At 66.2% G+C, this 22,287-nt stretch carries 20 protein-coding genes; 11 read left to right on the top strand and 9 right to left on the bottom strand.

All coding sequences use genetic code 11. The annotated features are described in order from the left end of the window. The first annotated feature begins 215 nt into the window (after positions 1-215). On the top strand, positions 216-1,514 hold the full coding sequence (locus QX010_RS27050) for a flavin-dependent oxidoreductase (RefSeq protein ID WP_316182898.1): 1,299 nt from the start codon (positions 216-218) through the stop codon (positions 1,512-1,514). Positions 1,515-1,586: 72 nt separating this feature from the next. Continuing rightward, a complete protein-coding gene (locus tag QX010_RS27045) occupies positions 1,587-2,708 on the top strand; it encodes a glycoside hydrolase family 3 N-terminal domain-containing protein (RefSeq protein WP_316182897.1) in 1,122 nt (373 codons plus the stop codon). A gap of 277 nt (positions 2,709-2,985) precedes the next feature. Here QX010_RS27045 and secA read toward each other — a convergent pair whose 3' ends face one another. Beyond that, positions 2,986-5,838, bottom strand: a complete 2,853-nt coding sequence (gene secA, locus QX010_RS27040; RefSeq protein ID WP_316182896.1) for a preprotein translocase subunit SecA — start codon at positions 5,836-5,838, stop codon at positions 2,986-2,988. A 392-nt stretch (positions 5,839-6,230) separates the two neighbouring features. Between secA and QX010_RS27035 the strand changes: the two genes are divergently transcribed. Both QX010_RS27035 and argJ read left to right on the top strand, forming a co-directional pair. Continuing rightward, positions 6,231-7,145: a peptidylprolyl isomerase gene (locus tag QX010_RS27035; protein ID WP_316182895.1), complete on the top strand. Its 915-nt coding sequence runs from the start codon at positions 6,231-6,233 to the stop codon at positions 7,143-7,145. 281 nt (positions 7,146-7,426) lie between these two features. Beyond that, on the top strand, positions 7,427-8,668 hold the full coding sequence (gene argJ / locus QX010_RS27030) for a bifunctional glutamate N-acetyltransferase/amino-acid acetyltransferase ArgJ (RefSeq protein WP_316182894.1): 1,242 nt from the start codon (positions 7,427-7,429) through the stop codon (positions 8,666-8,668). A gap of 61 nt (positions 8,669-8,729) precedes the next feature. On the opposite strand, the gene QX010_RS27025 is transcribed toward argJ, so the two are convergent. Beyond that, positions 8,730-10,058 (bottom strand): TadE/TadG family type IV pilus assembly protein, encoded by a 1,329-nt coding sequence (locus tag QX010_RS27025; RefSeq protein WP_316182893.1) that lies wholly within the window; start codon positions 10,056-10,058, stop codon positions 8,730-8,732. 182 nt (positions 10,059-10,240) lie between these two features. On the opposite strand from QX010_RS27025, the gene QX010_RS27020 reads away from it, so the two are divergent. Next, complete coding sequence (locus QX010_RS27020) at positions 10,241-10,651, top strand: (deoxy)nucleoside triphosphate pyrophosphohydrolase (protein WP_316182892.1); 411 nt, start codon at positions 10,241-10,243, stop codon at positions 10,649-10,651. A 117-nt stretch (positions 10,652-10,768) separates the two neighbouring features. Here QX010_RS27020 and QX010_RS27015 read toward each other — a convergent pair whose 3' ends face one another. Then, positions 10,769-11,626, bottom strand: coding sequence for a methyltransferase domain-containing protein (locus QX010_RS27015; RefSeq protein WP_316182891.1), 858 nt, complete (start codon positions 11,624-11,626; stop codon positions 10,769-10,771). 78 nt (positions 11,627-11,704) lie between these two features. Between QX010_RS27015 and QX010_RS27010 the strand changes: the two genes are divergently transcribed. The 5 genes from QX010_RS27010 to QX010_RS26990 all read left to right on the top strand — a co-directional run bounded on the left by QX010_RS27010 (position 11,705) and on the right by QX010_RS26990 (position 14,750). Then, complete coding sequence (locus QX010_RS27010) at positions 11,705-12,508, top strand: ComF family protein (RefSeq protein ID WP_316182890.1); 804 nt, start codon at positions 11,705-11,707, stop codon at positions 12,506-12,508. A gap of 29 nt (positions 12,509-12,537) precedes the next feature. Beyond that, a complete protein-coding gene (grxC, locus tag QX010_RS27005; RefSeq protein WP_316182889.1) occupies positions 12,538-12,813 on the top strand; it encodes a glutaredoxin 3 in 276 nt (91 codons plus the stop codon). Next, on the top strand, positions 12,810-13,688 hold the full coding sequence (locus tag QX010_RS27000) for a carbon-nitrogen hydrolase family protein (RefSeq protein ID WP_316182888.1): 879 nt from the start codon (positions 12,810-12,812) through the stop codon (positions 13,686-13,688). Before grxC ends, QX010_RS27000 begins: the two co-directional genes overlap by 4 nt. After that, entirely contained in the window at positions 13,685-14,173 is a 489-nt protein-coding gene (locus tag QX010_RS26995) for a DUF1178 family protein (RefSeq protein ID WP_316182887.1), read from the top strand. Before QX010_RS27000 ends, QX010_RS26995 begins: the two co-directional genes overlap by 4 nt. A 139-nt stretch (positions 14,174-14,312) precedes the next feature. Next, positions 14,313-14,750, top strand: coding sequence for an EamA family transporter (locus tag QX010_RS26990; RefSeq protein ID WP_316182886.1), 438 nt, complete (start codon positions 14,313-14,315; stop codon positions 14,748-14,750). Here QX010_RS26990 and QX010_RS26985 read toward each other — a convergent pair whose 3' ends face one another. The 6 genes from QX010_RS26985 to QX010_RS26960 all read right to left on the bottom strand — a co-directional run bounded on the left by QX010_RS26985 (position 14,751) and on the right by QX010_RS26960 (position 21,180). After that, positions 14,751-15,650, bottom strand: coding sequence for an EamA family transporter (locus QX010_RS26985; protein WP_315800622.1), 900 nt, complete (start codon positions 15,648-15,650; stop codon positions 14,751-14,753). A 201-nt stretch (positions 15,651-15,851) separates the two neighbouring features. Next, entirely contained in the window at positions 15,852-16,571 is a 720-nt protein-coding gene (locus tag QX010_RS26980; RefSeq protein ID WP_316182885.1) for a ribonuclease activity regulator RraA, read from the bottom strand. 208 nt (positions 16,572-16,779) lie between these two features. Continuing rightward, the gene (gene araD, locus QX010_RS26975; protein ID WP_316182884.1) at positions 16,780-18,516 is read right to left on the bottom strand and encodes an L-arabinonate dehydratase; all 1,737 of its coding nucleotides are present in this window, start codon (positions 18,514-18,516) and stop codon (positions 16,780-16,782) included. Beyond that, the gene (locus QX010_RS26970; protein WP_315800625.1) at positions 18,513-19,373 is read right to left on the bottom strand and encodes an ABC transporter permease; all 861 of its coding nucleotides are present in this window, start codon (positions 19,371-19,373) and stop codon (positions 18,513-18,515) included. Before QX010_RS26970 ends, araD begins: the two co-directional genes overlap by 4 nt. Before the next feature lie 11 nt (positions 19,374-19,384). After that, a complete protein-coding gene (locus tag QX010_RS26965; protein WP_315800626.1) occupies positions 19,385-20,149 on the bottom strand; it encodes an ABC transporter ATP-binding protein in 765 nt (254 codons plus the stop codon). Next, a complete protein-coding gene (locus tag QX010_RS26960) occupies positions 20,149-21,180 on the bottom strand; it encodes an ABC transporter substrate-binding protein (RefSeq protein ID WP_316182883.1) in 1,032 nt (343 codons plus the stop codon). The genes QX010_RS26965 and QX010_RS26960 overlap by 1 nt, the downstream gene beginning before the upstream one ends. A 124-nt stretch (positions 21,181-21,304) precedes the next feature. Between QX010_RS26960 and QX010_RS26955 the strand changes: the two genes are divergently transcribed. Continuing rightward, positions 21,305-22,015, top strand: coding sequence for a GntR family transcriptional regulator (locus tag QX010_RS26955; protein WP_316182882.1), 711 nt, complete (start codon positions 21,305-21,307; stop codon positions 22,013-22,015). The last annotated feature ends 272 nt before the right edge of the window (positions 22,016-22,287 follow it).

The following is a 22,287-nucleotide window of genomic DNA, read 5'->3' as shown; positions in this document are numbered from 1 at the left end:
CCAGCCTACCACGGCGGCGCGGATTGCCCATTCCCCTTGTCTCCGCCGGCCTTCTGAACTAGGCCTTTTCCCTTCAGACCGGCAGACAATGCCGGCCGTGGATCGAGGGGAGGCGATCCGCGCGCGCTGCAGTGCCGCGCCCGCGTCCCCTTGGCCGTTCTTCGAACCTTGTTTCCCGAGTTCACGCGCGACGGACCATGCCCAGGACCATGCCCATGACCGATCTTCCTGTCATCATCGCCGGCGGCGGCATCGGCGGCCTGGCGACGGCGCTGACCCTGCAGCAGATCGGCGTGCCCTGCATCGTCTATGAGAGCGTGCGCGAGATGCGGCCGCTCGGCGTCGGCATCAATTTGCAGCCCAACGCGGTGCGCGAGCTGTATGATCTGGGCATCGGCGCTGACGATCTCGATCAGGTCGGCGTGCCCGCGCAAGAATGGGCGCTGGTCGGGCTGAACGGCAACGACATCTACTCCGAGCCGCGCGGGCTGCTCGCCGGGTACAACTGGCCGCAATATGCGGTGCATCGCGGCAAGCTGCACATGTTGCTGTACAGCCGGCTGGTGCAGCGGGCTGGCGCTGATTGCGTACGGCTCGGCAGCCGCGTCAGCGGCTATGAGAAGCATGCGGACGGCTCCGTGACCGCACGCATCGAGTATGCCGATGGGTCGCGCTCAGAGCAGCACGGGCGGCTCCTGATCGGCGCCGACGGCATTCATTCGGCGGTGCGCGCGCAGATGCACCCCACGCAGCCACCGATCCATTGGGGCGGCGCGGTAATGTGGCGTGGCGTCACCTGGGCGAAGCCGATGCGCACCGGCTCGTCCTTCGTCGGGCTGGGTACTCACCGCCATCGCGTCGTGGTCTATCCGATCTCGCATCCCGATCCGAAGACCGGACTGGCGCTGATCAACTGGATCGCGGAAGTGACGATGGACAACACCGAGGGCTGGAAGCAGACCGGCTGGTTCCGGCAGGTGCCGGTAGCTGAGTTCGCGCATCATTTCGCCGGCTGGACCTATGACTGGCTCGACGTGCCCGCGCTGATCGCCGGCGCCGATGGCGCCTATGAGAACCCGATGATCGACCGCGATCCGGTCTCGACCTGGGTCGACGGCCCCGTGGCGCTGATGGGCGACGCCGCGCATGCGATGTATCCGACCGGCTCCAATGGCGCGAGCCAGGCGATCGTGGACGCGCGCGTGCTCGGCGCCTGCCTGCTGCTGCATGGCGTGACGCCCGCCGCGCTCGCGGCCTATGACGAGAAACTGTGCGGCCCGATTTCGCAGGTCATCCTGCGCAACCGCGGCGCCGGACCGTTCGGCCTGCTCAATCTGGTGGACGAGCGTTGTGGCGGGACGTTCACCGATATCGATGACGTGATCCCGCCGGCCGAACGCGACGCGTTCATGGCCGGCTACAAGAAGGCGGCCGGCTTTGCGATCGAGCAGCTGAACGCGGCGCCGCGGACGATTGCGGAAGGGGCAAGGGTCGGCGGTCTGGCGACGATCTGAGTCCTGCGGTCAGCGACGTGATCTGAACCGGTGAACCTGAGTCGCCGAAACAGCCGCCAAGCGGGGATCGCCATGCTCCGACGATTTGGTCGACGGTCCCTGGCGGCCGCATTCCTGACGCTGACGGGTCAGACCGGCCTTGCTGCCGACTGCAGCAAGAGACCGGCAACCGCGCAACTGGTCGGCCCGATGATCATGGCCGGTTTCTTCGGGACCAAGACATCGGATCCGGGATTTCAGCAAGTCCTGTCCGATCTCGAGGAGGGGCTGATCGGCGGCGTCGTCATCCTCGGCCGCAACGTCGGAACATCGGACGATCTCACCGCGATGATCGACCGGATCCGATCATGCAAATGCGCGTCTCCTCCGTTCATCGCCATCGACGATGAAGGAGGTACGGTCGAGCGGCTCGGATCGAATGTCGGCCTTGCGGAAACACCGTCGGCCGCAGAGGTCGCTCGCGGCTCCATCACGGCGGCGCGAAGCGCTTACACCGCGCTCGCCGAGAAGCTCGCGACGCTGCACATCAACATAAATCTCGCGCCGGTGGTGGACCTCAACACCAACCCGTCGAACCCGGTCATCGGGCAGCGGCAACGCAGCTATGGCGCCGACTCCGACGCCGTCGTGCGCTATGCGGCGGCGTTCATCCAGGCGCACCGAAAAAAAGGCATCCTGACGGTGCTCAAGCATTTTCCCGGGCATGGATCATCGACCGCCGACAGCCACGCCGGCATTGCCGACGTCACAACCACCTGGTCACCGGCAGAGTTGAAGCCGTACCGGCGGCTGATGAGGCGAGGGCTCGCCGGGGCGATCATGGTCGGACATCTGGCGAATTCCCGGCGATGGGGCGGCGTTGCCACCCAGAGCGACGGACATGCGATCGATCGCCTGCTGCGCCGCGACCTCGGCTACGACGGCGTGGTGATGACGGACGATCTCGCCATGAAAGCCATCCTCGATGCCAAGCCGCCGGCCGCCGCCGCCATCGACGCGGTCAAGGCGGGCGCGGATATCATCATGTTCACCAAATTGAGCGACGCGGATCAGACCTCCGACGTCGGCCGCGAGATCAATCGCGCGCTGACCGCCGCCGTCTGCTCCGGCGAGCTCAAGGCCGGCAACCTGCAACGCTCCGCCGCGCGCATCCGAAAGTGGACGTCGGGCTGGACGCAGCACGGCCGCTCGTAAGCACAGCATCACGCGCGCGTCGCCGTGCGCTGATCTCAGTCCCATGCTGCCAGCAGGTGTGAGGCGGCATGCTGGAGCAAGCAGTGTGCCCAAGCACGCCGGCCTGCGGTTATGGATCCCGGCGTTCGCCGGGATGACGGCGGTGGGTTCGGCGCACAGCTCGATCGACAGCGTCATTGCGAGCGCTGCGAAGCAATCCAGAGTCGCGGACGGGACTCTGGATTGCTTCGCTTCGCTCGCAACGACAATGGAGAGACTGCCGCGCGCAGACCCGCGCCTACGCGTACTTTCCGTGGCAGTGCTTGTACTTCTTGCCCGAGCCGCACGGGCAATCCTCGTTGCGGCCGATCTTGCCCCAGGTGGCGGGGTCGTTCGGGTTGCGCGCTTCGGCCGGGACCGGGGCTGCACCTGACGACGGCACGAGCGACACGTTGGCGAAGGCCATCTCGTCCTCGCCGGTGTTGGGATCCGCGTGGTGCGCCTGCATCGGCGGCAGCACCTGCTGCTGCTCCTCCGGCGGCACGATCTCGACCCGCATCAGCTGCGCGGTGACGGCCTCGCGCAGATGCGCGATCATGGCCTCGAACAGCGTGAAGGCTTCCGACTTGTACTCCTGCAACGGATCGCGCTGGCCGTAGCCGCGCAAGCCGATGACCTGGCGCAGATGATCGAGCATCACCAGGTGCTCGCGCCAGAGATGGTCCAGCGTCTGCAAGAGGATCGTCTTCTCGACGTAGCGCATCACGTCGGGGCCCCATTGCGCAACCTTGGCGGCCATGCGCTCGTCGGCGTGGGTCTCGATGCGCTTGAGCAGCTCCTCGTCGGCGATGCCCTCTTCCTTCGCCCATTCGTCGACCGGCAGGTCGAGGTCGAGCACGCGCGTCAGCTCCTCCTTCAGGCCGGCCACGTCCCACTGCTCTGCATAGGCATGCTCGGGCACGTGCTTGCTGACGAGATCGTCGATGAAGGCATGGCGCATGTCGGTGATCGTTTCGACGACGCTCTCGTCCTGCATCAGCTCGACGCGCTGGTCGAAGATCACCTTGCGCTGGTCGTTCTGGACGTTGTCGAACTTCAGGAGGTTCTTGCGGATGTCGAAGTTGCGCGCCTCGACCTTCTGCTGCGCCTTCTCCAGCGCCTTGTTGATCCAGGGATGGATGATGGCTTCGCCTTCCTTCAGGCCGAGCCGGGTCAGCATGCTGTCGAGCCGGTCGGACCCGAAGATCCGCATCAAATCGTCTTCCAGCGACAGGAAGAACTTGGAGCGGCCGGGGTCGCCCTGGCGGCCTGAACGGCCGCGCAACTGGTTGTCGATGCGGCGGGATTCGTGCCGCTCGGAACCGATGATGTAGAGGCCGCCCGGCTTGGTCACGGTCTTGGCAGGCTTCGAGCCCTTGGCCGGCTCGATCTCGACCGTCTCCTCGGCCTTCAACACGATCTCGCGGAAGCGGGCGATGTCGGCCTTGATCTGCTCGATCTTGGCGGCCTTCTCGGCCTCATCAGTAATGCCACCGGTCTCCTGCTGGATGCGCATCTCCAAGGAGCCACCGAGCTTGATGTCGGTGCCGCGGCCGGCCATGTTGGTCGCGATCGTGATCGCGCCGGGCACGCCGGCTTCCGCCACGATATAGGCTTCCTGCTCGTGGAAGCGCGCGTTCAGCACTGCGAACAGCTTGGCCGGCTTGCCGGCGCGGGCCGCCGCATAGAGCTTGTCGAGCGCGCGCTCGCTGCCGAAATCGATCTGCTTGTAGCCGTGCTGCTTGAGATAGGCGGCCAGCACCTCGGACTTCTCGATCGAGGCGGTGCCGACCAGCACCGGCTGCAGGCGCGAATTCGCGCGCTCGATCTCGGCGAGGATCGCGGCGTATTTCTCCTGCTGGGTGCGATAGACCTCGTCATCCTCGTCGAGACGCGCGACCGGCAGGTTGGTCGGGATCTCCAGCACCTCGAGCTTGTAGATGTCGAACAGCTCGTCGGCCTCGGTGGCGGCCGTGCCGGTCATGCCGGCGAGCTTGGCGTACATGCGGAAGTAGTTCTGGAAGGTGATCGAGGCCAGCGTCTGGTTCTCGGGCTGTACCGGCTGGTGCTCCTTGGCCTCGAGCGCCTGGTGCAGGCCCTCCGAATAGCGCCGGCCCGGCATCATGCGGCCGGTGAATTCGTCGATGATCACGACCTCGCCGTCGCGGACGATGTAGTCCTTGTCGCGGGTGAACAGCGTGTGTGCGCGCAGCGCCTGGTTGATGTGATGGACGACGGAGACGTTCTCGACGTCGTAGAGCGAGTCGCCCTTGAGCTGGCCGGCGTCACGCAGCAGGGTCTCGATCTTCTCCATGCCGGCTTCGGTGAGCGTCACCGTGCGCTGCTTCTCGTCGACCTCGTAGTCGGTCTTGTCGAGCTTCGGCACGAAGGTGTCGATGGTGTTGTAGAACTCCGAGCGATCGTCGAGCGGGCCGGAGATGATCAGCGGCGTGCGCGCCTCGTCGATCAGGATCGAGTCGACCTCGTCGACGATGGCGAAGAAGTGCCCGCGCTGGACCATGTCCTCCAGCCGGTACTTCATGTTGTCGCGCAGGTAGTCGAAGCCGTATTCGTTGTTGGTGCCGTAGGTGATGTCGCAGGCATAGGCCGCCTTGCGCTCGGCATCGTCGAGGCCGTGCACGATGACGCCGGTGGTCAGGCCGAGGAAGCCGTAGATCTGGCTCATCCAGCCGGCGTCGCGGCGGGCGAGGTAGTCGTTCACCGTCACGACGTGGACGCCCTTGCCGGCCAGCGCGTTGAGGTAGACGGCCAGTGTCGCCACCAGCGTCTTGCCTTCGCCGGTCTTCATCTCGGCGATGTCGCCCTCGTGCAGCACCATGCCGCCGATCAGCTGGACGTCGAAATGGCGCTGGCCGAGGGTGCGCTTGGAGGCCTCGCGGACGGTGGCGAAGGCCGGGACCAGGATATCGTCGAGGGTCTTGCCGTCGGCGATCTGCGTCTTGAACTCCTCGGTGCGCGCCTTGAGCTGCTCGTCGGTCAGCTTGGCGAGCTCCGGCTCCAGCGCGTTGATGGCGTTGACACGGGACTGGTAGCCCTTGACGCGACGGTCGTTGGCGGAGCCGAATAGCTTGCGGGCGAGCGCGCCGATCATTGCTGAAATCCTGCCTCTATGGGGTCTGCGTAGCAGCCGTAACTCGTGGTTTGGGTTTGCTGTTCCCGACGTGATGCACCGCAGCACCCGCGCCAGCCTCGACCTTCGGCGCCGGGCGGCGTCCGCCAGATGAGTGGGAGACAGGCAAACCAGGGTTCAACGGCCAAAAACGCAGCAAAATAAGCGCTATCGCCCTTGAAGCGACCGGGGAGAGATATGGCTGGGGGGGAACGTTGTCAACGGCGCCCGACGGCGGGCCGTCGCCGCCAACATGTCGCCGATTTCACGAAATTGACAGACTTTTCGCGTTGCCAAGGCCCGGCGATTGGGCGAGTGTCCCGGCCGCCCTGAGGCCTCCCCCTCGAGCCCCCTCTTCTCAACAAGGATTTTCCATGACCACGTCGTTCCCGGTTACGAAAACCGGCCTGCGCCTCGGCCTTGCCACCGCTCTCGCCGGAAGTCTCGCGTTGTCCCTGCTTGCCGCGCCCGCACGCGCCGCCGACGATGCCAACCCGGTGCTGGCCAAGGTGAACGGCGCCGAGATCCGCAAGAGCGACGTGACGCTCGCCGAGGAGGAGCTCGGACAGAGCCTCGCGCAGATGGATCCGGCGACCAAGGACGAGAACGTGCTGTCGTTCCTGATCGACATGAAGCTGGTCGCCAAGGCGGCCGAGGACAAGAAGGTCGCCGACACCGAGGAGTTCAAGAAGCGCCTCGCCTTCACCCGCAACCGGCTGCTGATGGACAGCCTGCTCGCCACCGAGGGCAAGGCCGCGACCACGCCGGACGCGATGAAGAAGGTCTATGAGGAAGCCGCCAAGCAGATCGGCGGCGAACAGGAGGTCCACGCCCGCCACATTCTGGTGGAGACCGAGGACGAGGCCAAGGCCGTCAAGGCCGAGCTCGCCAAGGGTGCCGATTTCGCCGAGCTCGCCAAGAAGAAGTCCAAGGATCCCGGCGCCTCGGACGGCGGCGACCTCGGCTTCTTCACCAAGGAGCAGATGGTGCCGGAATTCGCCAACGTCGCCTTCTCGCTGGAGCCGGGCAAGATCTCCGATCCGGTGAAGACCCAGTTCGGCTGGCACGTCATCAAGGTCGAGGAAAAGCGCAGCCGCAAGCCGCCGGAGTTCGACCAGGTCAAGGGCCAGATCGAGACCTACGTCACCCGCAAGGCGCAGGCCGACTACGTCGGCAAGCTGCGCGAGGCCGCCAAGATCGAGCGTCTGGACAAGCCGGCCGCCGACGCCGCCAAGCCGGCGGACGCGAAGCCGGCAGATGCAAAGCCGGCCGAGCCTGCGAAGAAGTAAGCGGCATCGTCGCTTGGCTTGAGACGCGACGGCGCCATCTCAAAAGAGAGCCGTCACCGTCGCGTCACAAAAGGTGTCGTCCCGGCGAACGCCGGGACCCCTACCGCGTGATCTGTGGAACAGGCACGTGGCCAGTACCGAGCCTTACAACAACGCCCTGTGGTTATGGATCCCCGCGTTCGCGGGGATGACAGCGGAGTATTGGGAGCGCATCTACTCCCACAACGCCGACTGAGATGATACAGAGCGCTTCCCGCTCATCCCTGCCGGAAGCCTCTCCGATGTCCTCAGCCGTCTCCCCGCTCGCCCCCACCGATGTCCCCGACATGCCGGCGCTCGCCGGCGTCAAGCTCGCGACTGCGGCGGCCGGCATCCGCTACAAGAACCGCACCGACGTGCTGCTGGCGCTGCTCGATCCCGGCACCACGGTGGCGGGCGTGTTCACGCTGTCGAAATGCCCGTCCGCTCCGGTCGAATGGTGCCGCGCCAAGCTGAAGGGCGGCAAGGCGCGCGCGCTGGTGGTCAACTCCGGCAACGCCAACGCCTTCACCGGCAAGACCGGCAAGCAGTCGACGGCGCTGACGGCGGCAATCGCCGCCAAGGCGGTCGGCTGCAAGCAGGACGAGATCTTCCTGGCCTCGACCGGCGTGATCGGCGAGCCGCTGGATGCGACCAAATTCGACGGCGTGCTCGAAGGGTTGGCCGGCACCGCGGCGCCTGAGGACTGGATGGGCGCGGCGCGCGCCATCATGACCACCGACACCTTCCCGAAGGTGGCGACCGCCACCGTGAAGCTCGGCAAGGCCAGGGTGACGATCAACGGCATGGCCAAGGGCGCCGGCATGATCGCGCCAGACATGGCGACAATGCTGTCGTTCATCTTCACCGATGCGCCGATCACGGCCCCTGCACTGCAGGCGCTGCTCAAGGCGGGCGTCGAGGACACCTTCAACGCGGTGACGATCGACGGCGATACCTCGACCTCCGACACCTTGCTCGCCTTCGCCACCGGCGCCGCCGCGGCGAAGGGCGCGCCGAAGATCAGCCGCGCCAGCGACCCGCGCGCCAAGGCGTTCGTCAAGGCGTTCAACGCCGTGCTGGCCGACCTCGCCGAGCAGGTCGCGCGCGACGGCGAGGGCGCCCGCAAGCTGGTCGAGATCATCGTCGAGGGCGCCAAGAGCAAGCCGTCGGCGCGCAAGATCGCCATGTCGATCGCCAACTCGCCGCTGGTGAAGACCGCGATCGCCGGCGAGGACGCCAATTGGGGCCGCGTCGTGATGGCGGTCGGCAAGGCCGGCGAGCCGGCCGACCGCGACAAGCTCACGATCTCGTTCAACGGCATCCGCGTCGCATCGAAGGGCGCGCGCGATCCGTCCTATGACGAGGCGGAAGTCTCCGAGGCCATGAAGGCGCAGAAGGTGCAGATCAAGGTCGCGCTCGGCCTCGGCAAGGGCCGCGACCGCGTGCTGACCTGCGACCTGACCAAGGAGTATGTCGCGATCAACGGCGACTACCGGTCCTGATTCCGCAACCGACCGCAATGGAGAAGCGCGCCGGGCCGGCGCGCTTCCGGGACAAGGCCGATCAGCTCGCGATCCGCGCGTCGGCGACCGCCTTCTGGAACAGCGCCTTCATCGCCTCCGCGATGCCCTGCGTCGGCGACACCTCGAAATAGAATCCGTCCGAGGCGCAGGCCTGCATCTTCTGCGCGATCTCGCTGTTCGGCGACGGACCGAACGGTCCCTTGTTGAAGGGATCGATCCAGCTCATGTACCAGCTGTTGGTCGGCAGCTGCAGATAGGTCGTGTAGAGCACCGCGATCTTGATGCCGCGGTTCTTGAGCGTGGTGCAGAGCGCCGGATTGATCGGCGACTGGCAGCGATTGCCGCTGGCCTTGGGCTTCAGGCAGGACGCGTTGCTTTCGTCCGCGACGCCGTCGGAGACGAAGAACAGGTATTTCAGCGGCGAGCCGGTGGTGCCGTCGCCGGGCGTGGCGATCTCGTTGTTGATGGCCGGGAATACCGCGGTGAACGGCGTATCCTTGTCGGCGGTGTAGGCGTCATTGTTGCCGTAGACGCCCATCAGGTCGATGTTGCCCGCGGCGCTCTTGGCGCTGGACAGGCTCGACGACAGCGAAAACAGCGCCCGCAATCCGATCGTCTTCGACGCCGCGCCGAAATCGTAGATCGCCATGCGGAACTGGTTCGTATAGGTCTGCGTCTGCTGCGCCGTATCCATCAGCTGCTGGGTGGCGTTGCGCAGCACGTCGATCCGGGTGGTGACGTTGAGCGTCTTGGCGAGATTATAGTAGTTGTTGGCGTCGTTGTAGTCGTGGCAGGCGAAGGCGCATTTGTCGGAGGTCGCATTGACCATCTTGGTCACGTCCGCCGGCGTCGCCGCCACGCCCATCGACGGCGAATTGTCGAGCAGCAGATAAAAATCGATGTATCGCGGCATCGAGGCCTTGGCCGTCGACGAGCCCTGCAGGGTCATGGTCTTGAACCCGACGATGTTCATGAACATCATCGGCACGGTGGCCGAGAACGACACGGTGGCGGTCAGCACCGAGCCGGCCTTCTTCACGTCCGGGGTCAGGCTGGTCAGCGTGTAGCCTGATGTGCCGGACATGTTGCCGTTGAAGATCTTCGCCGCGTCGTCGTTGCCGGCGGCAATCACGCCGTCGGAGGTCATCGTGCCCGCGGCGATGAAGGCCGGCGCGGTCCGCGACACTGCGCCGACCGAGGCAGCGTCGACCGCCGCCTGCAGCTTGGCGCGCATCTGGTTGGCGCGGCTGTAGTCGACGCCGCAGCCGACCGCGGTGATCAGCGGAACGCAGACGATCGCGAACGTCACCGCGACGTTGCCGCTGACGTCGCCGCGCAAGCGGCCGAGCAGGCTGGATAAAATTCGCATGAATGATGCCTAACAAACCATGAGGAGGCCACGGCGTTCACCCGTGAAAATACGCGGCCGGCCATTAAGGTTGGCTTATTTCAACCGTGGAAACGGGGCGCGAAACGGCCTAGGTTAAAAATCCCTCAACAGACGCGCGCTGGTCCTCGGACCGGCGCATCCCTCTCGCAACCGATCGGATCATGCCCGACCTGAAACTCACGCTCGTGGTCGCCTGCGCGCTCGTCGACACCGACAATCGTGTGCTGCTGGCGCAGCGGCCGCCCGGCAAGACGCTCGCGGGACTCTGGGAGTTTCCCGGCGGCAAGCTCGAGCCGGGTGAGCGCCCCGAAGCGAGCCTGATCCGCGAGCTCGACGAGGAGCTCGGCATCACCGTGCGCGAGGCCTGCCTCGCGCCGCTGACCTTTGCCAGCCACGCCTATGAGACGTTCCATCTGTTGATGCCGCTCTACATCTGCCGGCGCTGGGAAGGCCTGGTGACCGCGCGCGAGGGCCAGCAGCTGGCCTGGGTGCGGCCGAACAAGCTGCGCGACTACCCGATGCCGCCCGCGGACATTCCGCTGCTGCCGCATCTGATTGATTTATTGATGTAGCTGGGACGGCGCCCAACCTCACTCGTCATGCGCGGACTTGATCCGCGCATCCATCCTCTTCCGAAGACTCTCGAAGAGGATGGATCGCCGGGTCAAGCCCGGCGATGACGAGTCTGCTTACTCGCGATCACCGGCTCCCTGGCTCCGCTTCACCGCGGCCTCCAGGCTCGCTGTCGCCGAGCCCGGCTTCAGCGGCTTCTGCTGGCTTTCGTGCGGCGCCCAGCCGGAGATCCAGATGATGTCGAAAGTGGCGCGGATGCGGCCGTCGGGATCGGCGAAGCGCTCGGCATAGATTTCGGCCATTCGCAGCAAGGTCGCACGACGCAGCGGCGTGCGGCGGCGCTCGACCAGACTGTTGGTCGCGCCCATGCGGCGGAGATCCTGCATCAGGCCGAACGCACTGGCATAGCGCACCACGACCCGGTCGACGTCGGTGACCGGCAGCGCGAAGCCGGCACGCTGCAACAGCCCGCCGACATCGCGCAGATCGGCGAACGGGACGACACGCGGCGACACACCGCCCTCGCATTCGGCCTCGGCGGCCGCGAAGGATTGCCGGAGCTCGGTCAGCGTATCGCCGCCGATCATCGCCGCAAGCAGCAGACCATCTGGGCGCAAGGCCCGGCGAACCTGCACCAGCAGGCCGGGCAGGTCATTGACGAATTGGAACGCCAGCGCCGACAGCGCCAGATCGAGCGATTGCGGCGCCAGCGGCAGCGTCTCATCCGCCGTGGCGGGCGCCGCCAGATGGGCCAGTTGCGCAACACCGCCTGTGAGATGTGGCGCCAAACCGGCGCCGGGCGTCCAGATATCGGCGGCCGCATCGAACGACCGGTTCACCGCGGCGAGGCGGTCCGCGATGTCCTCGGCGACGCGCTCCAGCAGGAACGTCTCGGGCGCGCCCGCAGCCCGCCGCTGCCGCTGCGCAAGCAGGGGACGGTCGAACAGAATGGGAGCTGTCGCGGGCTGGGTCATCGGGGCTGGTTACGCCGATCCTGGTGGCCGGGCAATGCGCCGCTTGAGCGGCGCGGGTTGCGACGCTAGCCTCAACACATGGGCGTGACGTTTGCTCCAATCAGCGTCGGACGACTTCGTGCAGCCGTAGGCGCGCTGCACGGCGGTCTCGCGCATGTCGCGAAGCTCGCACTCGACGTCGCGCTCCCCACACTGTGCATCGCCTGCCGCGCGCCGGTCGACGGCGAGGGCGTGTGCGCCGCCTGCTGGGGCAAATTATCGTTCATCGAGCGGCCGTATTGCCCGAAGCTCGGCATCCCCTTCGTCTACGATCCCGGCCCCGAGCTGCTGTCGATGGAAGCGATCGCGGCGCCGCCGGCTTACGCCCGCGCCCGCGCGGCGGTGCGCTATGACGAGGTCGCACGCACCCTGGTGCATCAGCTGAAATATCAGGATCGCACCGATCTGGCGCCGATCATGGGACGCTGGATGGCCCGCGCCGGCCGTGAGCTGCTGGCCGAAGCCGACCTCGTGGTCCCCGTGCCCCTGCATTGGCGGCGCGGCTTTTCCCGCCGCTATAACCAGTCCGGCGCCCTTGCCCGGGTGGTCGCCCGCTGTAGCCGCGTCCGAATGAGCGGCGATACGCTGCGCCGTGTCCGCGCCACCGAGCAGCAGGTCGGCTTGTCGCGCGCCCAGCGCGCCAGCAATGTGCAGGGCGCATTCCAGGTATCTTCAGACCGCCTGCATGAGGTGCAGGGGCGCCGCATCGTGATCGTCGACGACGTGCTGACCACCGGCGCGACGGTGGATGCCTGCGCCCGCGCTCTGCTGCGCGCCAAGGCGGCCGAGGTCAGCGTGCTGGTCTTCGCCCGGGTTGTCGATGCCCCCCGCGCCCCCATATAATCTGTCGTTCCGAAACAGCTGAGCGCGACATGACCGCTGCGATCGAAATCTATACCCGTCCGGGGTGCGGCTACTGCACGGCCGCCAAATCGCTCCTGACCCGCAAGAACGTTGCCTTTACCGAACACGACGCGGGCAAGGATCCGACGGTTCGGCAGAAGATGTATGATCGTGTCGGCCCGGGCTCGACCTTTCCGCAGATCTTCATCGGCCAGACCCATGTCGGCGGCTGCGACGATCTCTATGCGCTCGATCGCGAGGGCAGGCTCGACGCCATGCTGGCGGGAGACAAGGCGACATCATGAGCAACGACCGCAGCTTTACCGCCGCCATGGTGCAGATGCGCACCTCGCTCCTGCCCGAGCCGAGCCTCGAGCAGGGCACAAGGCTGATCCGGGAAGCGGTGGCGCAGGGCGCGGAGTACGTCCAGACGCCGGAAGTGAGCAACATGATGCAGCTCAACCGGACGGCGCTGTTCGAGCAGCTCAAGAGCGAGGCGGACGATCCCTCTCTCAAGGCCTATCAGGCGCTCGCGAAGGAGCTGGGCATCCATCTGCACATCGGATCGCTGGCGCTGCGTTTCTCGGCAGACAAGGCCGTGAACCGCTCGTTCCTGATCGGGCCCGACGGCAACGTGCTGGCGAGCTACGACAAGATCCACATGTTCGACATCGACCTGCCGGGCGGCGAGAGCTATCGCGAGTCCGCCAATTATCAGCCGGGCGAGACGGCCGTGATCTCGGATCTGCCCTGGGGCCGTCTGGGGCTGACGATCTGCTACGACGTGCGCTTCCCGGCGCTGTATCGCGCGCTGGCCGAGAGCGGCGCCTCGTTCATCAGCGTGCCCTCAGCGTTCACCCGCAAGACCGGCGAGGCGCACTGGCACACGCTGCTGCGCGCCCGGGCCATCGAGACCGGCTGCTTCGTGTTCGCCGCCGCCCAATGCGGCGTGCACGAGAACAAGCGCGAGACCTTCGGGCATTCGCTGATCATCGATCCCTGGGGCGAGATCCTCGCGGAGGGCGGCGTCGAGCCCGGCGTCATCATGGCGCGGATCGATCCCGCGCGGGTCGAGAGCGTGCGCCAGACCATTCCTTCGCTGCAGCACGGCCGCCGGTTCGGCATCGCCGACCCCAACGCGGGTCCGGACTATCTGCACCTGGTGCGGGGCTCGGCATGATTCGCTACGCGCTGCGCTGCGAGCGTGACCACACGTTCGAAAGCTGGTTCCAGAGTTCCTCGGCCTACGATTCGCAGGTGAAGCGCAAGCTGGTGGAATGCCCGGCCTGCGGCTCGACCAAGATCGAGAAGGCGATCATGGCGCCGCGCATCGTCAGCAAGAAGGGCCGCGACGCGGCGCCCGTGCCTGCCGCGCCTGCTCCGGTACCGACGCCCGCCCAGGAGGTCATTCCGCCCGGATCGACGTCGCTGATGATGGCGCAGGAGCGCGAGCTGCGCGCCAAGCTCAAGGAGCTGCGCGACCACATCGTCAAGAACGCCGACGATGTCGGCGAGCGTTTCCCGACGGAGGCGCGCAAGATGCATTACGGCGAGACCGAGCACCGGCCGATCTATGGCGAGGCTTCGCTCGACGAGGCCCGCGAGCTGATCGAGGAAGGCATCGAGGTCGCGCCGATCCCGGTGCTGCCGGACGATCGGAATTGACGGGCGGGGCTCGTCACTCGGCGGCAGCCGGCAGTGATGCGCGCACGATCTCGGCAATCTTTCCGGCATTGCGAGCGCCGCGAAGCAATGACGGTTGAAATGTCTCGACCTCAACTGCGACCTTCCTCCGAGAGATGAGATGTTCCCCCTCTCCTCCTCCTGGCAGCTCTGGGCCCTCCTCTCGGCTCTGTTCGCGGCCCTCACCGCCATCTTCGCCAAGGTTGGCGTCGAGGGTCTCAACTCCGATCTCGCCACGCTGATCCGCACCGCGATCGTGCTGGTGACGCTGGCGCTGATCCTGTTCACGACCGGCCAGCTGACGAGCCCCGGCCCGATCTCGATGAAGAGCTGGCTCTTCCTGACGCTGTCGGCGCTCGGCACCGGCGCCTCGTGGCTGTGCTATTTCCGCGCCCTGAAGCTCGGGCCGGCGACGCTGGTCGCGCCGATCGACAAGCTCAGCGTCGTGCTGGTCGCCTTGTTCGGGGCCGTGTTTCTCGGCGAGCGACCGAGTCCCCAGGGCTGGATCGGCATCGCGCTGATCGCGGCCGGTGCCGTGCTGATCGCGCTCAAGGGTTGACTACACCGCGATCAGCAGCGCCACCCCGGCGACGATCAGCGCGATGCCGCCGATCTCGCGCAGCGAAACCGGCTGCTTGAACGAGTAGTACGACACGCCTTGCGCGAACAGCACCTCGATCAGCGCCAGCGTGCGGACATTGGCGGCCGCGGTCAGCGCAAACGCCAGGAACCAGAATTGCGACGCGAAGGCGCCGACGAAGCCGGCCATCATCGACGGCCGCCACAGCGACAGGATCCCGCGCAGGATGCCGGGGGCGCGCGCCAGCAGATAGACGGTGAGGAGCGCCGTCTGCACGAACAGGCCCCAGACCAGCGTGTAGGACGCCGCCGTGACGAAGGAGACGCCGTCGACGGTGATGATGGCACCGCGGAAGCCGACGGCCGACAAGGCGAACGCGGCGGCTGCGACCAGTCCGGTCACCGTCGGCTTCAACTCTGCGAAGCCCTTCTCGCCACCGGGACGCAGCGCGGTGATAACGACGCCGATGGTGGCGATCAGGATGGCGACCAGCTTCGGCAGCGAGAGCGGATCACCGAGGAAGATGAAGCCGAAGATCGCGGTCTGGATCGCCTCGGTCTTCAGATAGGCGGTGGTGACGACGAACGAGCGATCGGTCATCGCCAGCAGCATCAGCCCGGTGGCGATGATCTGGCTGAGCGCGCCGAGCAGCAGCCACGGCCAGAACACAGCAGGCGGCCATGGCAGATGGTCGCCGGTGGCCAGCAGCACCACGGTCAGGAACACCAGCGAGAACGGAAAGCCGAACAGGAAGCGGATATTGGTCGCACCCCAGGTGCCGAGCTTCGCCGTCAGCGACCGCTGCATCGCGTTGCGCGCGACCTGGCCGGCGGCGGCGACCAGGGTGAAGGGAATCCAGAGGGAGGCGATGGAGAGCATGGGGCACGGAGCGGCTATGAGGGCCGGCCACCGTGACCAGCGCGGAGCGCCCGGTCAACAGCGCACGTGGCGATTCAGCCGCATGTCAGGCTTGCAGCTCTCGCTGGATGGGCGGGCATTTTCGGCGCTTTGTGGTACGCTCGCGCCACAACAACGGTGTCGTCCCTGCGTTCGCAGGGACGACACCGGAATTTGGAGCGGCTACCTGTTGTTCTTCGCGCGCCATGCCGCGAAGTCGGCGGGCGTCTGCGGGTCGGTTGCCGGATAGAGGCCGAGGATCGAGCGGCCCTTGGCAACTTCCTCGGCAACGAAATCCTCGAACGCGGTCATCTCGAACGTCTCGTCCGCGATCTCGTCGGCGAGATGGGCTGGGATGACGATGACGCCGTCGGAATCGCCGAGGATGACGTCGCCGGGAAACACCGGGGCGTCGCCGCAGGCGATCGGGCCATTGATCTCGATGGCATGATGCAAGGTGAGATTGGTCGGCGCGCTCGGGCGCTGGTGGAAGGCGGGGATGCCGAGTCTCGCGATGTCGGCGGCATCACGGAAGCCGCCGTCGGTGACGACGCCGGCGACGCCGCGCTGCTGCAGCCGGCTGACCAGGATCGCGCCGGCCGAAGCAGCGCGCGCGTCCTTGCGGCTGTCCATCACCAGCACGGCGCCGGGCGGACAATCCTCGACGGCCTTGCGCTGCGGATGGCCGCGGTCGCGAAACACCTCGATCGTGTTGAGATCCTCGCGCGCCGGGATGTAGCGCAGCGTGAAGGCCTCGCCGACCATGGTCGGCTGCGCCGAGCTGAGCGGATGGACGTTCTGGATGCACTGGATGCGCAGGCCGCGCTTGAACAGCGCGGTGGCGACGGTCGCGGTCGAGACGGTCTTGAGCTTGTTGCGGGTGGCGGTGCTGAGTCTGGTCATGTCTTGGTCTTGCTCGCTGCGCTCCCTCCCCCTTACGGGGAGGGGTTGGGGGTGGGGGTCCACATCAATGGTGTCGCTTGGGGCTACCCCCTCCCCAGCCCTCCTCCACAAGGGGGGAGGGAGCGCGCCTTTGTTGCGGTGATAGCTCGAATCCCAATCTCGAAGTTCCAGACTCAGGCTTCGCCTGCCTAGGAACGACAATCGCTAACTAATAAATAGCCGGCTCGCCCACCGGCGCGCCGAAGCCGGTTTCCAGGAAGTCGAAGTCGCAGCCATCATTGGCCTGCCTGATGTGGCGGGCGAACATCCAGCCATAGCCGCGCTCGAAGCGCGGCGTGGGCGGCTGCCATTCGGCACGGCGGCGGGCCAGCTCGTCCTCGGGAACGTCGAGATTGATGGTGCGGGCGGCGACGTCGAGCGTGATGAGATCGCCGTTGCGCACCAGCGCCAGGGGACCGCCGATATAGGACTCTGGCGATACGTGCAGGATGCAGGCGCCGTAGCTGGTGCCGCTCATGCGAGCGTCCGACAGGCGCACCATGTCGCGGACGCCCTGCTTCACCAGCTTGGTCGGGATCGGCAGCATGCCCCATTCCGGCATGCCCGGGCCGCCCTGCGGCCCGGCATTGCGCAGGATCAGCACATGATCAGCGGTAACATCGAGATCGGGATCGTCGATCGCCTTCTTCATCGACGGATAGTCGTCGAACACCAGCGCCGGGCCGGTATGCTTGAGGAAGCGTGGCTCGCAAGCCGAAGGCTTGATGACGCAGCCGTCCGGCGCAAGATTGCCCTTGAGCACGGCGAGTGCGCCCTCGCGGTAGATCGGGTTGGACTGCGAACGGATGACATCGTCGTTGTAGACGCCGGCACCAGCGATGTTGTCACCGAGCGTACGGCCGTTGACGGTGAGGCAGTCGAGATGGAGGTGCTCCGTCATCCGGTTCATCAGCCCCGGCAAGCCGCCGGCGTAGTAGAAGTCCTCCATCAGATAGGTGTCGCCGCTCGGCCGCACATTGGCGAGCACCGGCACCTTGCGGCTCGCGGCCTCGAAATCATCGAGGCCAATGTCTGCACCCGCGCGGCGCGCCTGCGCGATCACATGGATGATGGCGTTGGTCGAGCAACCCATTGCCATCGCCACCGCGATCGCGTTCTCGAACGCGGCCTTGGTCTGGATCTTCGACGGCGTCAGGTCCTCCCACACCATCTCGACGATGCGGCGGCCGCATTCCGAGCTCATCCGGATGTGCTCGGCATCGGCGGCGGGGATCGACGAGGCGCCTGGGAGGGTCATGCCGATCGCTTCCGCGATCGCAGTCATGGTCGACGCCGTGCCCATGGTCATGCAGGTGCCGTGGCTGCGGGCGATACCCGCCTCCATCGCATTCCAGTCGGCGTCCGACAGCTTGCCGGCGCGGCGCTCGTCCCAGTATTTCCAGGCGTCGGAGCCGGAGCCGAGCGTCTTGCCTTTCCAATTGCCGCGCAGCATCGGCCCCGCGGGAAGATAGATCGCCGGCAGGTTCATGCTGGTGGCGCCGAGCAGCAACGCCGGCGTGGTCTTGTCGCAGCCGCCCATCAGTACCACGCCATCGACGGGATGGCTGCGCAAGAGCTCCTCGACATCCATCGCCAGCATGTTGCGATAGAGCATCGTGGTCGGCTTCAACAGCGACTCCGACAGCGACAGCGCCGGCAGCTCGATCGGGAAGCCGCCGGCCATCAGCACGCCGCGCTTGACGTCGTCGACGCGGCTCTTGAAGTGCATGTGACAGGGCTGCGCGTCGGACCAGGTGTTGACGATGGCGATGACCGGACGGCCCTTCCATTCCTCCTGGGCGTAGCCCATCTGCATCACGCGCGAGCGATGGCCGAAGGAGCGGAGATCGTCGGGCGCGAACCAGCGCGCGCTGCGCAGCTGATCGGGTTGCTTGCGGTCGGTCATGATTGGGTGCCCCAGGTCAGCACGGTCTTGCGCTCGATGGTCCGGAAGATCAGGTTCTCGACCACGAGACCGATCAGGATCACGGTCAGGAGGCCGGCGAACACCGCCGGGATTTCGAGCAGGTTGCGGTTCTCGAAGATGAACCAGCCGAGACCGCCCTGGCCAGAGGAGACACCGAAGACCAGCTCCGCGGCAATCAGGGTGCGCCAGGCAAAGGCCCAGCCGATCTTCAGGCCGGTGAGGATGGCCCCGAACGCCGCCGGGATCAGGATGCGGATCACGTAGGAGAAGCCGGTGAGGCCATAGTTGCGGCCGACCATGCGCAGCGTGTTCGACACGCTCTTGAAGCCCGAATGGGTGTTGAGCGCGACCGGCCACAGCACCGAATGGATCAGCACGAACACGAGACTGCCGCTGCCGAGCCCGAACCAGATCAGGGCCAGCGGCAACAGCGCGATCGCCGGCAAGGGATTGAACATCGCCGTGATCGTCTCGAGGAAATCGGTGCCGATGCGGGTCGAGATCGCGAGCACAGTCAGGATCGCCGCGAGAACGATGCCGGCGGCATAGCCCATGAACAGCACCTTCAGCGAGGTCCAGACACGCATCGGAATGGTGCCGTCGCGGACCTTCTCCCACAGCGCCGCGATGGTGTCGGAGAAGGTCGGGAACAGCAGGGGATTGTCGAGATAGCTGCCATAGGCCTGCCAGATCGCGGCGAGCAGGACAATGATCAGGGTCTTGCGCACGAAGCCGTCGTTCCACAGCAGCTCGAGCACGCCGAGCTTGCGCGCGACATCTGCAGGCGCGGCGCTCGCGGCCGACGTATCACGCAGGATGATCTTGGCTTCAGCCATGGGCGCCGTCCTCAATGCGTCGTTGCGGGTTCGGAGAACAAGAGATCATGGATCTGCTTCTCCAGGCGTGCCGCGCTGCCGTCCTCGGCCGAGACCTTGTCGACATCGATCACCTCGGCCTTGACCCGGCCGGGATGCGGCGACAGCAGCAGGATGCGGTTGCCGATCTTGATCGCCTCCGCGATCGAATGCGTCACGAACAGCACCGTGAACTTGGTCTCATTCCAGAGCTGCAGCAGCTCGTCCTGGCAGGTCCGCCGCGTCAGCGCATCGAGCGCCGCGAACGGCTCGTCCATCAGCAGGATGTCCGGCTCCATCGCCATGCCCCTGGCAATTGCGACGCGCTGCTTCATGCCGCCCGACAGCGTGTGCGGATAGGCATCGACGACGCGCGTCAGCCCGACCTTTTCGATGTAGGCGCGGGCGCGGCTCTCGGCCTCCTTGCGCGGCATGCGTCGCGCCGTCAGCAGTGGAAACATGACGTTGGCGAGCACGGTCTTCCAGGGCAGCAGCTGGTCGAACTCCTGGAAGATCATCATGCGGTCGGCGCCGGGCCCGGTGATCTCGCGGCCGTTGATGCGCATCCGGCCTTCGCTCGGCTTGATGTAGCCGCCGACCGCCTTCAGCAAGGTCGACTTGCCGCATCCCGACGGCCCCAGCAGCACGAAGCGGTCGGAGCGGTCGACGGAGAAGCCGACCCGCTCCGTCGCGGTGATCACCGCGCTGGAGGTCTTGTAGCGGAGGGTGACGCCATCGACGTCGAGCAGCGCGGACATCAGTTGCCCTTCAGATCATGCGCGACCGGCAGATAATAGTCGGTCCAGGCCTTTGGCTGGGTCTTGATGGTGCCGATCTTGGCGAGATGGGCGGCGAACTTCATCGTGCCCTGCGGCTCCAGATTCCATTCCATCATGCCGGGCTCCTTGAGCCAGGCAAGCAGGTCCTCGACCGAGGTCTTGTCGCCGGTGATCTCCTTGTAGATCTCGACCGCGGTCCGGGTGTCGCTGCGGATCAGGTCCTGCGCTTCCTTGGTGGCGTCGCGCACCGCCTGGATGATCTTCGGATTGGCGTCGGCGAACTTCGTCGTGGTGAAGAACTGCGCCTGGCTGAGCGGCCCGCCCATCACGTCGGGCGAATTCAGCACGACATGCGCGCCGGGCACGTTCTTCAATTCGAGGAACGTGTAGGGCGGGATCGAGAAATGATTGTGCACCTCGTGCTGCGGATTCGATAGCGCCGTATAGGCGTCGGGGTGACCGAGCTGCACGGTGTTGGCGTCGAGCTTGTTCCACTGATCGGCGCCGAACGCCTCGGCGGCCGCGATCTGCAGCACGATGGCTTGGGTCGAGACCTTCACGGTCGGCACCGCGATCTTGTCGCTGGGGCCAAAATCCTTGATCGACTTGATGTTGGGATCGCGGCTGATCAGGGTCATCGGCTGCGCCGAGGTCGCGACGATGCCCTTCACGCCACCGCGGGTGCGATCCCACAGCAGCAGCAGATTGCCGGTGCCGGTGTTGAGGATGTCGACGCTGCCGGACAGCAGCGCATCGGTCTGCGCGCCGCCGCCGGAGAAGGTCAGCCATTTGGTGGTGACGCCGGGCACGCCGAGCGCGGCGGCATGCTTCTCGATCAGCTTGTTCTTCTCGATGATGTGGCTCGGCATGTAGAAGATGCCGGGCTGGCGCGACAGCGAGATTTCGGTCTTCTGCTGGGCCTGCGCGGCGTCATTCCAGGCCGGCGCGACCAGCAGCGCGGCCAGCAGGCCGGCGGCTCGTGCGGCCGAGCGCGCGAACTTCTCGAACATGGGACATCCCTCCTCGCGTGCCGACTCCTTCTTGACGGCCGGCGGAGAGATGCACTAATGCATTAGTGCATCTCTGACAAGGACTGTTCTCCCCCTGCGACATTCGAGCCGGACGTCCGACCCCATGGCGTTGCCTGTGACGCCTGCTGCGGTTCTCCCGCCCGAACGGCTCGATCCGAGCCGGCGCGCGGCACCGCAGGTCTTCGAGCGGTTGCGCGACCAGATCATCGCCCTGGCGCTGCCACCGGGAGCACCATTGTCGCGGCCGGCGCTGCAGGCCGAGTTCGGCCTCAGCTCGACGCCGATCCGCGACGCGCTGATGCGCCTCGCCGAGGAAGGCCTCGTCGACGTGTTCCCGCAGCACGCGACCCTGGTCAGCCGCATCGATGTTGGTCGGGCGCAGCAGGCGCAGTTCCTGCGCCAGGCGCTGGAGCTCGAGATCGTGCGCCTGCTCGCGCTGCGGCCTGCGACGGCCCCGATCGACGAGCTGAACGCGCTGATCGCCCAGCAGCGGCGCTTCGCCAGGGACGGCGACTTCGCGTCATTCACGGTGGTCGACAACGCATTCCACGAGAGGCTCTACACCGCCGCGGACAAGCACGAGCTGTGGACCCTGGTGCGGAGCCGCAGCGGTCACATCGACCGGCTGCGCCGGCTGCATCTGCCGTCCCCCGGCAAGGCGCAGACGATCCTGCGCCACCACAAGCAGATCGTCGACGCGATCGCCGCGGGCCGCCCGGACGACGCGCAGACGCATCTGCGCGAGCACCTGACCGGCACGCTGAGCGACCTCGCGACCATTCGGGGCCGCTGGCCGGACTATCTCAGCGGCTAGTGGCACGCCCATACGAGCAAAACAGGAGCCCTGGCAAATCGTCCATCACCCAGATTAATCGAATGTGAAGCGTTCAGCCCTACAACCACGGCGCGAATGCCTCAAATGCAGGCAAGAACGCCGTTCGAGCACACGCCTCGCTCCCGCAACGCAAGGCGCCCGGATTGTCTCCCGATTGGCGCGTCCGGAACAGCGGTGTCTGCCCGCGTCCCATCCTGCATGTGACTTGCCCGGCGAAACGCTTGCGGCGCGGCGCGAATTGGGCAAAACCT

Source organism: Bradyrhizobium sp. SZCCHNRI1009, assembly GCF_032487575.1.
Lineage (GTDB): Bacteria > Pseudomonadota > Alphaproteobacteria > Rhizobiales > Xanthobacteraceae > Bradyrhizobium.
The sequence above is the reverse complement of the archived record's forward strand: the minus strand, read 5'-3'. Positions and strand labels throughout refer to the sequence as shown.